Origin of the sequence: Photorhabdus antumapuensis (assembly GCF_020387775.1) — a bacterium.
GTDB classification, from domain to species: Bacteria; Pseudomonadota; Gammaproteobacteria; order Enterobacterales; family Enterobacteriaceae; genus Photorhabdus; species Photorhabdus antumapuensis.
Genome location: NZ_JAHZMK010000052.1, coordinates 1 through 15,750, shown reverse-complemented (window position 1 = coordinate 15,750; position 15,750 = coordinate 1). Strand labels below are relative to the sequence as shown.

General features: G+C 41.5%; 15 protein-coding genes, 1 tRNA gene and 1 pseudogene. 9 read left to right on the top strand and 8 right to left on the bottom strand.

The window, feature by feature from the left end; all coding sequences use genetic code 11:
- Positions 1-4: 4 nt before the first annotated feature.
- The 3 genes from KZ793_RS18685 to KZ793_RS18675 all read right to left on the bottom strand — a co-directional run bounded on the left by KZ793_RS18685 (position 5) and on the right by KZ793_RS18675 (position 2,019).
- Positions 5-841 carry a multinuclear nonheme iron-dependent oxidase gene (locus KZ793_RS18685; RefSeq protein ID WP_225816697.1) on the bottom strand — a complete coding sequence of 279 codons (837 nt, stop codon included), beginning with the start codon at positions 839-841 and terminating at the stop codon, positions 5-7.
- Positions 834-1,691, bottom strand: coding sequence for a hypothetical protein (locus KZ793_RS18680; protein ID WP_225816696.1), 858 nt, complete (start codon positions 1,689-1,691; stop codon positions 834-836). Before KZ793_RS18680 ends, KZ793_RS18685 begins: the two co-directional genes overlap by 8 nt.
- 172 nt (positions 1,692-1,863) lie before the next feature.
- Entirely contained in the window at positions 1,864-2,019 is a 156-nt protein-coding gene (locus KZ793_RS18675) for a hypothetical protein (RefSeq protein WP_225816695.1), read from the bottom strand.
- A 685-nt stretch (positions 2,020-2,704) separates the two neighbouring features.
- On the opposite strand from KZ793_RS18675, the pseudogene KZ793_RS18670 reads away from it, so the two are divergent.
- The 3 genes and pseudogenes from KZ793_RS18670 to KZ793_RS18660 form a co-directional block, all read left to right on the top strand.
- A pseudogene (locus KZ793_RS18670) lies at positions 2,705-2,966 on the top strand (transposase); the annotation flags it as partial.
- 347 nt (positions 2,967-3,313) lie between these two features.
- Positions 3,314-3,934 carry a TIGR04211 family SH3 domain-containing protein gene (locus KZ793_RS18665; RefSeq protein ID WP_225816694.1) on the top strand — a complete coding sequence of 207 codons (621 nt, stop codon included), beginning with the start codon at positions 3,314-3,316 and terminating at the stop codon, positions 3,932-3,934.
- A 15-nt stretch (positions 3,935-3,949) separates the two neighbouring features.
- Positions 3,950-5,200, top strand: a complete 1,251-nt coding sequence (locus tag KZ793_RS18660) for a multifunctional CCA addition/repair protein (protein ID WP_225816693.1) — start codon at positions 3,950-3,952, stop codon at positions 5,198-5,200.
- Between the two features lie 65 nt (positions 5,201-5,265).
- Here KZ793_RS18660 and bacA read toward each other — a convergent pair whose 3' ends face one another.
- Both bacA and folB read right to left on the bottom strand, forming a co-directional pair.
- Positions 5,266-6,084, bottom strand: coding sequence for an undecaprenyl-diphosphate phosphatase (gene bacA / locus KZ793_RS18655; protein ID WP_225816692.1), 819 nt, complete (start codon positions 6,082-6,084; stop codon positions 5,266-5,268).
- 176 nt (positions 6,085-6,260) lie between these two features.
- Positions 6,261-6,611, bottom strand: a complete 351-nt coding sequence (gene folB / locus KZ793_RS18650; RefSeq protein WP_118986915.1) for a bifunctional dihydroneopterin aldolase/7,8-dihydroneopterin epimerase — start codon at positions 6,609-6,611, stop codon at positions 6,261-6,263.
- Between the two features lie 106 nt (positions 6,612-6,717).
- On the opposite strand from folB, the gene plsY reads away from it, so the two are divergent.
- Positions 6,718-7,377 carry a glycerol-3-phosphate 1-O-acyltransferase PlsY gene (gene plsY / locus KZ793_RS18645; RefSeq protein WP_118986916.1) on the top strand — a complete coding sequence of 220 codons (660 nt, stop codon included), beginning with the start codon at positions 6,718-6,720 and terminating at the stop codon, positions 7,375-7,377.
- A gap of 67 nt (positions 7,378-7,444) precedes the next feature.
- Here the strand turns inward: plsY and tsaD are convergent, their stop codons facing one another.
- Entirely contained in the window at positions 7,445-8,458 is a 1,014-nt protein-coding gene (gene tsaD, locus KZ793_RS18640; protein ID WP_225816691.1) for a tRNA (adenosine(37)-N6)-threonylcarbamoyltransferase complex transferase subunit TsaD, read from the bottom strand.
- Positions 8,459-8,752: 294 nt separating this feature from the next.
- Between tsaD and rpsU the strand changes: the two genes are divergently transcribed.
- From rpsU to KZ793_RS18620, 4 genes are all read left to right on the top strand, one after another.
- Positions 8,753-8,968 carry a 30S ribosomal protein S21 gene (rpsU, locus tag KZ793_RS18635; RefSeq protein WP_001144069.1) on the top strand — a complete coding sequence of 72 codons (216 nt, stop codon included), beginning with the start codon at positions 8,753-8,755 and terminating at the stop codon, positions 8,966-8,968.
- A 120-nt stretch (positions 8,969-9,088) separates the two neighbouring features.
- Positions 9,089-10,834 (top strand): DNA primase, encoded by a 1,746-nt coding sequence (dnaG, locus tag KZ793_RS18630; RefSeq protein WP_225816690.1) that lies wholly within the window; start codon positions 9,089-9,091, stop codon positions 10,832-10,834.
- Between the two features lie 170 nt (positions 10,835-11,004).
- Complete coding sequence (gene rpoD, locus KZ793_RS18625; RefSeq protein ID WP_225816689.1) at positions 11,005-12,849, top strand: RNA polymerase sigma factor RpoD; 1,845 nt, start codon at positions 11,005-11,007, stop codon at positions 12,847-12,849.
- A 466-nt stretch (positions 12,850-13,315) separates the two neighbouring features.
- Positions 13,316-13,392, top strand: a tRNA-Ile gene (locus KZ793_RS18620).
- Positions 13,393-13,559: 167 nt separating this feature from the next.
- On the opposite strand, the gene KZ793_RS22970 is transcribed toward KZ793_RS18620, so the two are convergent.
- Both KZ793_RS22970 and KZ793_RS18610 read right to left on the bottom strand, forming a co-directional pair.
- Positions 13,560-14,132, bottom strand: coding sequence for a BRO family protein (locus KZ793_RS22970; RefSeq protein ID WP_397443637.1), 573 nt, complete (start codon positions 14,130-14,132; stop codon positions 13,560-13,562).
- A gap of 436 nt (positions 14,133-14,568) precedes the next feature.
- Complete coding sequence (locus tag KZ793_RS18610) at positions 14,569-14,745, bottom strand: hypothetical protein (protein WP_225816688.1); 177 nt, start codon at positions 14,743-14,745, stop codon at positions 14,569-14,571.
- A 298-nt stretch (positions 14,746-15,043) separates the two neighbouring features.
- Here KZ793_RS18610 and KZ793_RS18605 point away from each other — a divergent pair, with 298 nt between their 5' ends.
- A complete protein-coding gene (locus KZ793_RS18605) occupies positions 15,044-15,313 on the top strand; it encodes a helix-turn-helix domain-containing protein (protein ID WP_225816687.1) in 270 nt (89 codons plus the stop codon).
- The last annotated feature ends 437 nt before the right edge of the window (positions 15,314-15,750 follow it).

Genomic DNA, 15,750 nt, shown 5'->3' with positions numbered 1-15,750 from the left:
AGTTTCAGGCAAGAAGAGTTCTGGCCCATTCAATCGTATCCCGCAGATATTCTGGCTCAGCCAGCTGTGGAGTAATAGCTTCCAGCTCGAAGAAAATAAGCGGCCGGATATCGTAGTGTTTCAATATTTGCTCCAACCGGCTCCTCAGCCAGATGTCACTTTCAATATATTCCTTTGGTGCATTTTTCATTTGTTGCTGATTATTCACATACATATGAACCTGATCGACCATAGAAAAATCTATGTGCGACAAATATTCATCAGGATCGATGTCTGTGCCATATTTGTTACTGTATGCAATATTTGAAAGACTCAAATGCATTCTTGCACCAGATTCCTTAACTGTCTGATTAAAGAAATCCACCCGATTTTTTATTGATATTCCTCTCAATCCATAAGATAAAATTGGATTCTCAATCAGAATTTTTGCTGATAGTTCTGCTTGTAGCATCCTGATATTCCCTACAATCCTCTTTTTTTGCTCAGGTAATTCCGGTGGAGGAAAAAAGATACCAAACTCATCACCTCCCGGTGCATTCAAGATGGCATGATGTTCTGTCACAGAGTACGGCTTTACAGCTTCAACTTGTTCTTTTAGCATGCGCAATCCAGGTCTAATCGCATCACTGTCTCGCCCTAAATCCATTACCGCAGTATGCAGGCAAAAAGGCTTGCTTTTCCATTTCACAAAACGCTTCAAGCTTTCCACCTCCGTGTTAAAATGAAGGGCCAGTACTTCATAAGCATCCGATTTCCCACCACATGCTTCAAATTTTTCATCAAAGTCGATGTAATCTTGATGAAAGTGTAAAAAATAGCCTACGCCTTCCATATTAATCATCCTCAAGAAGATTAGTTGTAATTTGTGAACTGAACAGAATCTCCATACCTTCTTCTCTCAGTTCAAAAGGAAGCTCGATATGTGATTCCATATTTCTGCATATATATTTCTTTCTTTCTAATTTCATCCCGTAATATTCCAGATAACAGGATATAATATATAAGCTACTCACTGGGAATGAACGATGAAAATCGCCGTTATAGCAGAGAAGACAATGGAAAAAATCATCCTCACGTAAGAATGCTATAATCTTATAACCTAATTTATCTAATGCCAGACGCAGTAAAATTTCCTTTAATCTTTCCATAGAGCCAGTTTCAGATAAAAATCCCCCAATATCAATTAAGCATATTTTATTACCCGATATAATATCTACCCTTACATTTTCAACATTATCATAAATATCATTACAATGATAAACACGATGTTCTTTTATTGTATCCATCAATAAACATTTTGATATTGAAACCAAATGACCTTTATTATTTCTATTGATATATTTTAGTATCCATGACGAATTTGTTATCTGATTAGTGACGATGCAATCTCTGTTTTTATTTATATTTTTACCTTCCAACATAGAGTATAAGTAAGAAACAACCGCAGCATTTGAGCATTCCATAGAATCATAACACATTTCACCTTTCTTGTTTTTTTGATAAAAGAAAAATGTAATGCTATTATTCCATTCATTAACTCCAGAGACATAAACAAACTTCATATCCTGATAATGAATACCAAAAGTCGTATCTTCCATGAGGATTGCTTCATCATCAGAAACGAACAAAGTAGATGTACCACTTCTTATTTTAACTTTCTTTTTAAAATCTAAAGCTGGACATAAAATCATTCTTACAATCCTCGTAGCATAAAATGTATATCTGCTTTATCTCAATAACTCTTCATAACATAGGATCTTACCGACCCTATGTTATTCTTCAGTCCACACTTGAAAATTGAATAAATGAAACCACCTGAATTGATATTCAATTACAGTTCATTTAAACGTTTATTGTGGTAATTTAGATTTTAGATTTTAGAACATTCTTCTGTACACTACGCGCTACAGAAAAATTCATAATCTGCATATTTTTCTGTACACTACGAGCTACAGAAAAAACAGTGAAGCCACTATTTTTATCAACACTACGTGATACAGAAAACGAAGAGCTATTCATATTTTACTCCAGTTAACTAGTATAATTCGAGTTAAGTTTACAACATAAAACTTTCTGAAAATAAATTTTACACACTACCCCATCACGCTATTTTGCAATGGTTTTATAAAATTAGGTTACAAATTTGTTAATGTCAAGTTAACCCTGTTACATGGATTTTATGTTGCATAAAACATAATTATGATTAAGGAATTTAGTCAAGCCTTCAATCTATTGAAATGATGTATTACAGTAATTTTAAGAATCTTCAAAGAGTTATTATCACATTATTCTGCTCGATAACTCTATTCCTTCAACTATCAAACTAAACCGATTGTCCACAAATCCTTCCAATCTTTCGTTAAAAATAATTTCATTGATAATGAAAATTTGTCAAGTAGTCTCCATCCTTCCATACATATCGTTTCCATCAAAATCGATAACTATCCGTCGACCTCGCACTGAATCAAGGAATCCTTTAGTACAATAACGTGAGCTTCGCTTAGGAAAGGAACTAAGTGCCTGAGGCACGATCAAAGTTTTTGTCAAAAAAACATGATCGTGGAAAACCTCAGGCATGATTAATTTAGAAGAACTTTGACTGCTGCGTCGATGATTTTTGCCAAAAATTTATGCCTCTTTGGCATCAGCAGTTAATTGAAAACGGATTACTCAAACGCCAAATGATTATGGTGAACTGTTGGCCACCTTCATCACCCATGTCCGTTGCAATATGAAAGCAAAAACGTTATCACTCTGGGATAAGCTGATGTTAAGAAGGCGTTTCCTAATAGAAATGGTCGTTGATCAGCTAAAAAATATTTCTCAAATAGAGCATTCAAGGCACCATAGTCAACTCGGTTTTTTGCTGGAAGTCGTCTCAGGATTAATTGCTTATACCTTCCAACCTAAGAAAACCGAGTTTAAATCTACGCGCTGATGACATTGCTATTCTTAAACAAAGCTGAGGTTACGTAATAAATTGATGCGGATAACTGGACCTGAAACGCTAAGTAAAAAGTTAAAATTTTCTCTTTTCTGAAAGTTATGATAGTAATTGGCAAAATACGCGCTGTTAAATAAGACTCCAAAATAATGCTACATCTTATACTACTCATAATTTCATGTATAACAATGGGTTGAAGAAAGTTATGTGTAGCAGAATAATGAAACGTTATTTAAACAAACAACCAGTAAGCCCCATATTCGACCCGTTAAGATAGTTCCTATTTTGGTTTACCGATTGCTCTAGCAAACTTAACTCTTTACTATCAAATTCTAAACTCACCATAGATAAAAAACGGTTAAAATCACAATGAGAAAACTACATTTACTTCTCACAGCGCTAATAATCCTCAGCTTTTCGCTCACTACCCACGCGGAAGGAAAGCGCTATGTATCTGATGAGTTATCTACCTACACACACGCCGGGCCGGGTAACCAGTATCGGATTGCCGGTACACTGAATGCCGGTGATGAAGTCACATTGATAAGCATCAATCGGGATAGTAATTACGCTCAAGTTAAAGATGATAAAGGCCGCCTTGTCTGGCTACCCGTTAACCAACTTAGTAATAAGCCAAGCCTACGCACTCGCCTCCCAGAGTTGGAACAGGAAGTGAAAACATTGACGGAGAAGTTAGCCAATATAGATAATAACTGGAATCAGCGCACTGCCGACATGCAACTGAAGGCTTCCAATAGCAGTAGCATTGTTGCAGAGCTGAAAAAAGAGAATGAGAGGTTAAAAAACAAACTGACGGTAGCAGAAAAAAAGCTTGATGTGGCAAATCTGCAACTTGATGACAAACAACGTAATATCATTCTGCAATGGTTTATGTACGGCGGTGGCGTTGCAGGCGCTGGTTTAATCTTTGGGCTATTACTGCCACATATGATCCCTCGCCGTAAGCGTAATGACCGTTGGATGAGTTGATAAGGAATATATCAGGTGAGAGTCTATCTGGTTGGTGGCGCAGTACGTGACCACCTGCTAAATTTTCCTGTAGAAGAGCGGGATTGGGTCGTTGTGGGAGGAACACCAGAAGCGCTGTTATCCCAAGGATATCTGCAAGTTGGCAAAGATTTTCCAGTGTTCCTACATCCCCAAACCCATGAAGAGTATGCCTTAGCACGCATTGAGAGAAAATCCGGCCTGGGATATACGGGTTTTACGTGTTATGCAGCGCCGGATGTCACACTGGAAGACGATTTGCAGCGTCGTGATCTGACAATTAATGCGATCGCTCAAACACCCGCTGGTGAACTGGTCGATCCTTATCATGGTGTTGATGATTTGAACAACCGTATTCTACGCCATGTTTCTGATGCTTTCTCTGAAGATCCGCTAAGGGTATTACGAGTGGCTCGTTTTGCCGCCCGTTTCGCCCATTTAGGGTTTACCATCGCGCCAGAAACACAAGCATTAATGTCAAATATGGCAATTAACGGCGAGCTATCAGCACTCACACCAGAACGTATTTGGAAAGAGACCGAGAAAGCCCTTGCCAGCCATTCCCCTCAGATCTTTTTTCAGGTTTTACGTGATTGTGGTGCATTGGCGGTGTTGTTTCCTGAAATTGATAATCTGTTTGGCGTTCCCGCACCAGAGAAATGGCATCCTGAGATCGATACCGGTATTCATACGCTGATGGTACTGAAAGTAGCGACTGAGTTAACAGATAAAGTCGATAGCCGTTTTGCTGCTCTATGCCATGATCTTGGCAAAGGGCTGACACCACCAGAACAGTGGCCTCACCATTATGGACATGGGCCAGCCGGTGTTAAATTGGTTGACCAATTGTGCCAACGTCTGCGTGTTCCTAATTCTGCCCGTGATTTGGCAAAACTGGCTGCTCAGTATCATGATTTAGTGCATACCATCGCTCAATTGCGACCGAAAACATTACTTAAGTTATTTGATGCCGTTGATGCATGGCGTAAACCTCAGCGAATAGAGCAATTAATTATCATCAGTGAAGCCGATGCGCGGGGTCGTACCAGTTTTGAAGATACCCCCTATCCACAAGGTGATTATCTGCGACAGGCATTCAAAATTGCCAGCCAGGTTCAGGTGAAAAACATTGTAGACAGCGGATTACGCGGTGCTGACATTGGTCATGAGTTGCGACGTCAGCGTCAGCACGCATTGGCGGAATGGAAACAACAAAATAATACAGTTCAAAACAAGACTGTTACCTGAAACATCCCCTGATATCAAACATTAGGCAATATTTGAGTTAAATTGATATCAGGGGGAACCATTCACTACATAAATACCCAGTAAACAGCGGCTGCCACAATAAAACGGTAGATAGCAAATGGAATAAAAGATATACGCTTAATCAATGCCAGAAAAGTTTTAATAGCGACTAACGCGACAACAAATGCAGTAACAAAACCAACAGCAAACATTGGGATATCAGAAGCACTCAAAAAATGCAGGCTCTTATATAAATCTAATCCACTTGCTCCCATCATCATCGGTACAGCCAAAATAAACGAGAATTCTGATGCAGTATAACGATTAACCCCCATCAGCATTCCACCAGAAATTGTCGCACCTGAACGGGAAAATCCCGGCCATAAAGCCATACACTGAAAACAGCCAATCATAAAAGCCTGACGATAAGTAATATCATCCAGCCCTTCTGCTTTCGGTATTTTAGGTTTCAATATTTCTGCTGTAATCAGCAACACACCACCAATAACCAAGGCATACATCACGCTTTGTGGGTTAAACAGTGATTTGATAACATCGTGGAACAGCAACCCAAGCGTCACCGCAGGTAGCATTGCCACAATAATATGGCTCAGTTTCAGTTTGCCATTAGTTTTACCTTCATGAGGAACTTCACCAAAGTGAATGCCAATGAGCCCAAACAAGCGACGCCAAAACACTACGACCACAGCAAGGATAGATCCAAGTTGGATAATAACTTCAAATGTTTCAGCTTTATCGCCAGTAAATCCCAACATATGGCCAACAATGATCATATGGCCGGTAGAGGAAACAGGAAGAAATTCAGTTAGCCCTTCAACAACACCAAGAACCGCTGCATGAAACAAGGTAGAAAGGTCAGTCATATAGAGAGGTCGCCCATTAATAAATACCCGAAACAAGTAGCCTGGAATAACCCCAGCTACCATTATTCCCATTGTCATTAATCAATTAACATGATTATCAAGCCTGGCACTACTGCACGCCAGTCTATGTAAGAACAATGACAATAATATGGCAACTGAATTCACTACTGATCAGATTATTTTTTTCTTTCAATAATAACACCTACTTGACGAGCCTGAGCGACAGCACCCGGTTTACTAACTTTTATCCGTACCCACGGCGAATTAAAGCGTTTTAACAGCAGATCCGCTACCTCTTCAGCCACTCTTTCAACCAGAGCAAAATTCTGATTTTCTACATGATTGATAATCACTTCGCTAACTTTGGCATAATCCAGACAATATTCGACATTATCACTGGAAGATGCGCGTTTATTATCCCATCCCATTTCGATATCGAACACTAACTTCTGTTTAATGGTCTGTTCCCAGTCGTAAACACCAATTGTGGTAATAACGACTAACTCCTCAATAAATACGATATCCATCACGTCATTTTCCTGTTTTTCAACTTGTCGGATACCACTTCCGACTAAATATGCGTATTATCCATGACTAGGCTAAGAAAACGACCATTATTATTGGGGAGACATTATGAGTGCTATCGCGCTTGGTATGATCATCTTCGCGTATCTTTGCGGTTCAATTTCCAGCGCAATACTGATTTGTCGTCTGGCTGGACTACCTGATCCTCGTCAACATGGTTCAGGCAACCCAGGCGCGACAAATGTATTGCGAATTGGTGGCCGCAGTACTGCGGCAATAGTACTAATTTGTGATGTTCTAAAAGGGATGATCCCCGTCTGGTTGGCTTATCAACTCTATGTTCCCCCTTTCTATTTAGGAATTACAGCAATCGCTGCTTGTCTCGGTCATATTTACCCGATCTTTTTCCAATTTAAAGGCGGTAAGGGTGTCGCAACTGCTTTTGGTGCTATTGCGGCAATTGGCTGGGATCTGACAGGTTTGATGATGGGTACCTGGCTGCTGACCATCTTACTGAGCGGCTATTCTTCTTTAGGGGCCATTGTCAGTGCCTTGATAGCACCATTCTATGTCTGGTGGTTTAAACCCGAATTTACTTTTCCCGTAGCCATGCTCTGCTGTCTGGTGTTACTACGTCACCATGATAATATCCAGCGTCTGTGGCGCGGCCAAGAAAATCGTCTCTGGAACAAGCTAAAAAAGAAAAAAGAGATGGTCGAAAAAGAAAAAAACCGAACAGAAAAAGAGCAAAGAAAAGAAAATCAATAACAGGACCGGATAAAAACCAGCAACTCATTGAGTTACTGGTCTTTTATTTTCATTATATCAAGAAGATTTATAATGGAGGTAATTCCGACAATGGCCAGCGGGCTTTGACTGTCACGCCAAGTGAGTCATTCCCCTCTCCTTTTAGGCGGATCATGCCGGCAAGCGCAATCATGGCGCCGTTATCTGTACAGAATTCAGGACGCGCATAAAATACTTCGCCACCCAATTTTGCCATGACTTCTTCCATTTTAATACGCAATGTTCGGTTGGCGCTGACACCACCAGCCATCACTAGTCGCTTGAATCCGGTCTGCCCAAGTGCTCTTTTACATTTAATCGCTAATGTATCAACTACCGCGTCTTCAAAAGCACGGGCAATATCCGCTCTAGTCTGCTCATCATCGCTGTTGCCATGAATAGTATTAGACGCAAAAGTTTTCAATCCTGAAAAACTGAAATCCAGCCCAGGGCGATCTGTCATCGGGCGAGGAAATACAAAACGCCCAGCATCTCCTTTCTGAGCCATTCTGGAGAGTACCGGCCCACCTGGATAATCCAATCCCAGTAACTTAGCTGTTTTATCAAATGCTTCACCAGCGGCATCATCTATTGATTCACCAAGCAGCTCATATTTACCGATACCCGTTACACTAATAAGCTGTGTATGACCACCAGACACCAGCAAAGCCACAAACGGGAATTCAGGGCTGTTATCTTCCAGCATTGGAGCTAGTAAATGCCCTTCCATATGATGAACAGGAATCGCAGGAACATCCCAAGCAAACGCCAGAGAACGGCCAATCGTCGCTCCCACCAACAACGCACCAACCAGACCAGGACCTGCTGTATAAGCCACCGCATCAATATCTTTACAGGTTAATCCTGCCTCTTTCAAAGCAGCTTGAATCAAGGGCACTGTTTTGCGGATATGGTCACGTGAAGCCAATTCAGGCACGACACCACCGTAATCAGCATGCAGTTTAATCTGACTGTATAATTGATTTGCCAATAAACCGGCTTCGTCGTCATAAATTGCGATTCCGGTTTCATCGCAGGACGTTTCTATACCTAAGACTCGCATTACACTACCTATATTCCACAGAAGAGAGCCAGTTTATCATTAATAAGATAATTTGCGCGGCTTACATACTGACTATTTTTGCTGCTTAGTCTATAATCACTCCTCTACATAAAATCCCTGTGTGGTTATCATCAATATTACGGAACTGATTTGCAGATCACCGTCGTAGTGTTGTTGTTTCAATTTGCTGCGGTGCTTTACAAAGCCATGTTCATTGAAGTAAAATTCCGCACCATTTTAAGATGGCTGGCATCCCACGCCAGCAAGACCGATTTCTATTGAGGTGAGAGGCACATGCCGGTAATTAAAGTACGTGAAAACGAGCCATTCGACGTAGCATTGCGTCGCTTTAAGCGTTCCTGCGAAAAAGCAGGTGTATTAGCAGAAGTTCGCCGTCGTGAATTCTATGAAAAACCAACGACTGAACGTAAACGCGCTAAAGCTTCTGCTGTAAAACGTCACGCCAAGAAGCTGGCTCGTGAAAACGCACGCCGCACTCGTCTGTACTAATCCTTGCGGTTGATCCGCATAGTGATTGAATTTGCAGACAATAGTAGTTGCAGATAAAGGCCGTGCTTTCCGAAAGGGAGCGCGGCTTATTGTCGTTCATCAACAGGCGTAAAAGGGCTTATGGCTGGACGAATTCCGCGCGCATTTATCAATGATTTATTAGCTCGTACCGATATTATCGATCTGATCGATGTTCGTGTGCCACTTAAAAAACAGGGTAAAAATCACCACGCGTGCTGTCCATTTCATAACGAAAAGACACCCTCGTTTACTGTTAATGGCGATAAACAGTTTTATCATTGCTTTGGTTGTGGCGCTCACGGCAACGCTATCGATTTTCTGATGAATTACGATAGACTTGAGTTTGTCGAATCCATTGAAGAATTGGCCGCGATGCATGGGCTGGAAGTCCCTTATGAAGCAGGTTCCGGCAGCAGTCAGATAGAACGCCACCAAAGACAAAATCTTTATCAGCTGATGGATAAGCTCAACAGCTTCTATCAGAATTCACTAAATAGCTCCGCTGCACAACAAGCTCGGCAATATCTGGCTCAACGTGGACTTAGTGAAGAGATTATCCACCGTTTCTCGATTGGTTTCGCTCCCGCTGGTTGGGACAACACCTTGAAGCGGTTTGCTCATAATGCGGAAGATCGTCGACAGTTAAATGACGCTGGAATGCTGGTCGCAAATGATAATGGCCGTACCTATGACCGCTTCCGCGAACGAATAATGTTTCCAATCCGTGACCGCAGAGGGCGCGTGATTGCATTTGGTGGACGTGTTCTGGGAGATGCACTCCCAAAATATCTCAACTCACCAGAAACTGAAATTTTCCATAAAGGCCGCCAGCTATATGGCCTCTATGAAGCACAACAAAATCACAGTGACCTTTCACGATTATTAGTAGTTGAAGGTTATATGGATGTGGTAGCACTGGCGCAGTTTGGTATCGATTATGCTGTTGCCTCACTAGGTACTTCGACTACATCGGAGCATATTCAATTACTTTTCCGCGCTACTGATAACGTCATCTGTTGCTACGATGGTGACAGAGCCGGGCGAGATGCAGCATGGCGAGCATTGGAAACAGCGCTCCCTTATCTGAATGATGGTAGGCAGTTACGTTTTATGTTTTTGCCTGATGGCGAAGATCCTGATTCACTAGTCCGTAAGGAAGGCCGGAAAGCATTTGAACAAAGAATGGAACAATCTCATACATTGTCTGAATTTCTGTTCGAATCATTACTGCCACAAGTTGATTTAAGTAATCCTGAAGGGAAAACAAAACTCAGTTCACTTTCCGTACCATTGATTAACCAGATTCCGGGGGAGGTTCTGCGTCTCTATATGAGACAAGAACTTGGCAATATGATGGGCATCCCTGATGCAGTGCAGTTGGAACGTTTATTGCCGCAGCATCTGGAAAGTGGGAATAATTATCAGATGCCGCAGCTAAAACCGACAACTATGCGTATACTTATAGGACTGTTGGTACAAAACCCACACTTAGCCGCTTTAGTTCCCCCCCTACAGGGAATTATGCAGGCCAAAATTGCAGGCTTACCATTATTTATGGAGCTTGTGGAGGTTTGTCTTACTCAGCCAGGGCTGACAACTGGACAACTGCTAGAGCAATATCGTGATAATAAATTTAGTAAACAACTTGAAAAATTGGCTACATGGAACGATATACAAGTAGAAGAAATAGCAGAAAATACATTTCGTGACGCGTTGGATCATCTTGTTGATTCAGCGTTAGAAGAACGTTTAGACATTCTTATCGCCAGGGCAAGAACTGAAGGACTGACACCGGAAGAGCGCGAAGAAGTTCGCCTGATTAATGAATCCCGTGCCAGAAAGTAAACACTGAATTCACGGCTTAAATGCCGCATTAGGTAGGGAAATAACCCTACATTTTGCCGCTATAAGTGGGCAGCGGCAATATAACGAAAACGCCCTTAAAAGTTATTGTTGGCAGATTAGTTTCGCCGACCGACACCAACCCAAATACTCTGAAGTGTGGATACCGTCTTATGGAGCAAAACCCGCAGTCACAGCTAAAGCTACTTGTCACCCGTGGTAAGGAGCAAGGCTATCTGACCTATGCTGAGGTCAATGACCATCTGCCGGAAGATATCGTCGATTCCGATCAGATCGAAGATATCATCCAGATGATCAATGACATGGGCATTCAGGTAATGGAAGAAGCACCTGATGCCGATGATCTGATGCTAGCAGAAACCGCTAACGACACAGATGAAGACGCTGTGGAAGCTGCTGCGCAAGTCCTGTCTAGTGTTGAATCTGAAATCGGTCGCACCACCGACCCGGTACGTATGTACATGCGTGAAATGGGTACCGTTGAGTTATTGACCCGGGAAGGTGAAATTGACATTGCTAAACGCATTGAAGATGGCATCAATCAGGTACAGTGCTCCGTTGCTGAATACCCTGAAGCAATCACCTACTTATTGGAACAATATGACCGTGTGGAAGCAGGTGAAGCTCGCCTGTCGGATCTTATCACCGGTTTCGTTGACCCGAACGCAGAAGAAGAACTTGCACCTACTGCCACTCACGTTGGTTCTGAACTTCCACAGGAAGAGCTTGATGATGATGAAGACGACGATGATGAAGACAGTGATGACGATGGTGATGATGACAACAGCATCGATCCAGAATTAGCGCGCCAGAAATTCCAAGAACTGCGACAACAGTATGACATCACCCGTCAAGAAATTAAGGCAAACGGTCGCAATCATCCAAATACTGCGGCCGAAATCTTAAAACTTTCAGAAGTTTTCAAACAGTTCCGTCTGGTGCCAAAGCAGTTTGACTATCTGGTCAACAACATGCGTTCTATGATGGATCGCGTTCGCCTTCAAGAACGCCAGATCATGAAAATATGTGTTGAACAGTGCAAAATGCCGAAGAAGAACTTCATCACTTTGTTCTCCGGTAATGAAACCAGCAACATTTGGTTTACCGCTGCAAAAGCAATGAACAAACCGTGGTCTGAAAAACTCCTTGAAGTGGAAGAAGAAGTACAGCGTGGCCTGCAAAAACTTCGTCAAATTGAGGAAGAAACCGGTTTAACCATTGAACAGGTGAAAGATATCAACCGTCGTATGTCCATCGGTGAAGCAAAAGCCCGCCGAGCGAAAAAAGAGATGGTTGAAGCCAACTTACGTTTGGTTATTTCAATTGCCAAAAAATATACCAACCGTGGCCTGCAATTCTTGGATCTGATCCAAGAAGGCAACATTGGCCTGATGAAAGCGGTTGATAAATTTGAATATCGTCGTGGTTACAAGTTCTCAACTTACGCCACATGGTGGATCCGTCAGGCAATTACACGTTCAATTGCCGACCAAGCTCGTACTATTCGTATACCCGTTCATATGATTGAGACAATCAACAAACTCAATCGTATTTCCCGCCAAATGTTGCAGGAAATGGGGCGTGAACCAACGCCGGAAGAGCTAGCAGAACGTATGTTAATGCCGGAAGACAAGATCCGTAAGGTACTGAAAATTGCCAAAGAACCTATCTCAATGGAAACGCCAATTGGTGATGATGAAGATTCACATTTAGGTGATTTCATTGAAGATACAACGCTGGAACTGCCACTGGATTCTGCAACTTCAGAAAGCCTGCGTTCAGCAACCCACGATGTCTTGGCAGGTCTGACCGCTCGTGAAGCAAAAGTACTGCGTATGCGTTTCGGTATTGATATGAATACTGACCATACATTGGAAGAAGTCGGTAAACAGTTTGACGTTACCCGTGAACGTATCCGCCAGATCGAGGCGAAAGCACTACGTAAACTACGTCATCCAAGCCGTTCTGAAGTTCTGCGCAGCTTCCTTGATGAATAATCGGAAATTTTATTCATTCTGACTAAAAAGCGTCTGTCCAAGCAGACGCTTTTGTCTTTTATATCGGAGATACTCTAAATCCTCTGACAATATAGTATTTATACAGAAATATAATCACAGGTTCCTCTGATATAACTCAACTAACATTCTCTCTAGCCGATAGATAAAAAAGTCGTTTTCTATCTGGTGATTAAGGAAGAATGAAAAGGATATGATTATCATTCAAATAATCACGTATAAAATAGATTTTCATCGGAATAACATATGACCAGATGACACAAAATCGCTTCTGAAAAATCAATCCAGTAATGGATAAAAACGTTAAATAGACCATAAAAAAAACTAATATATATCACTCCCCGTTTTCACTACTTACTAAAAACGCGATTTTGCACATAAAATGATCATACGAATTTACAAAGCTAGACCGCGAGCAAAACTGTACGTATAATCTCTCCCATTCAACGGCCCCTTAGCTCAGTTGGTCAGAGCAGGCGACTCATAATCGCTTGGTCACTGGTTCAAGTCCAGTAGGGGCCACCAGATTTTAGCTGATTTATCAGTACATTAAGCCACTTCGTAATGAGTGGCTTTTTTGTTTCTAGTAGTCAGTGGCGACAAAATGGCGACAGAGATTTTTTCATAAAGCTATTGCCTGGATGAAAACACACTAGCCAGCTTCAATTTCTGGACAGGAGTTAGGCCATTTATCAACCTCTTAGCATCACCACTTTTCCTACTCTTATCCCTACTTCCTCTTGAAGATAATGTGAGAAATATATCTCAATTTTAAAAGCTTGTTCTGGACACCGAATAGAATTGCAAATTGCTAAGACCTCAATTCTGTGTCTATTCAATTTTTCTGTACTTAGAACATTGGCAGGTTTCTGACAACAAGGGCAAATAATGAACTGGTTTAGTGAAATACTCTTCTTCCTGCCTATATAGCTACCGGTCTTTCTAATCGAAGGTAAAACTTCACTGGTAACCCATTTACGAAAACGGTGAGGTAAAGTTCCTTTTTTTACGGCATCACGACAGCGGATTGTCAGAAAATACATTCCTGATTCATTGATAATGTTTACTTTTTGCTTTCCACCAAGGGTGTCACTTAAAGCTACATCCTTTTCATCATCATCAAGTTTTGCGATAGCTTCGCGGCTATTTGTGATTTTCAAGGCATCACATACATCTTGTGCAACAAACCAAAGATTGCCATTTTTAACTAATGTACGTACTTGCTGATTTTCAAAAATGAATGGAGTTACGGATAGTCTAGCCATTACTGACTCCTTACTTTTCTTTGAGAATTGGGTTTACCATTTAAGAGTATGGTGTCGGGAGGCTCAAAACGGCAGTAAGAAACCGCGGACTTATTCCCCTTGCGGGTGTTGTATTAGTCGCCCTCCCGACATTGAATCAGAGAGATAATAGCCGAATAGCTACCATTAAAAATTAGGCATAAAAAACCCAACACTAACGGGGTTGGTTTTGACCGCTTACTTGAGGTTTTGAGTCCTCATATATAAAACGATAATAAATTGTTTTCAGAAGGTCAACTACAATTTTTTGAGGCAGATTTCATTATCATATCATAGCTAAAGCCGCATCCTACTTGAGTTCCACAATTCAACGCTGATATTTTCCGCGATCATCCCTCTCACACAAGATAGGAATTCACCTTTAATATCAATATATTGGTGATTTTCTCGTGATCCATCATTGATCCAAAAACTGAAATCTCCTGAAAATCTTTTCAAACCTTTCAGTTTGTGATTTTTCCCACTCTGCCAGTGCTGGCGCGGTTTGGCAGTTTGCCTTGTAGGATTTTAAAACTGAAAAAATCTTTTGATCCAAAACGTGCAGGCGGGTGCGGTGTAGTGCCGTTTTCGTCATAAGTTCGCTCATTTCGTCATAAGCAAAGTGAGACAAACCGTCACTAAGGTATTTATTTGATTCTTGAGTCAGATAATACAATCGGTTAAAGTAGTGTCGCTATCGGCAAAATCCGATGGTCAGGGGGTCGCAGCCTTGAACGAACATCCCACTGGTAAGGTTGTTTTCTTACCAGTGTGCCTGTTATCGCTCTTTCTATGGCGGTTCAGGCAGGGGAGGCTATGCCTCGCCGGATTGGATGTTCTCCGGTACTGCGAACCCTGTTTGAATCGCCACCACCAAAGAGGTAAGCAGGAATATGAAAAAAGACTGGCATACCGCCGATATTATCGCTGCGATACGTAAGAAGAATAAGACGCTGGCATCATTGTCCAGAGAGCACGGTTTAAACTCTTCAACATTAGCCAATGCTTTAACGCGACCCTGGCCTAAAGGGGAATTGTTGATCGCTCAGGAAATTGGTGTAACCCCTGCTGAGATATGGCCTAGTAGGTATTTTGATGAAAATGAGCAGCCTATCAAACGAACCGTTCGAAATGATTTACCAAACAATTCTGATATCACATAATTTATTTCTATATCCGAAAAAGTAACGACAACTTTTAAACCATTAAACTAATACAGTACTCTGAATTATCAGTTTCTTATTACACTCATTGCCCATTCTTTAATATCAGAATTGTATTCATAGATCTATGAAGGTGTAAAAAAGCCCGCATGTTGCGGGCGAGATAATTGTATTTCAGCCTATCAGAACACGAACCAGTAGAGTTGATTGATACCGCATTTAAAAAGGCGTCCTAATGTTATTATGCGTATGACTCGCAGTAAACTGAAAATTATTTAACCATATCAATCGATTAACTCATTAACTCCATTATACTAATCTGTTGACTACCCTCCCATACTACTGGAGCAATAATCGCTTGAGCACGGGTTCAAGTCCAGTCGGGATTGCCAAATTTAAGCTGCCAGATCAGTATATTAGACCATATATGGACGTCC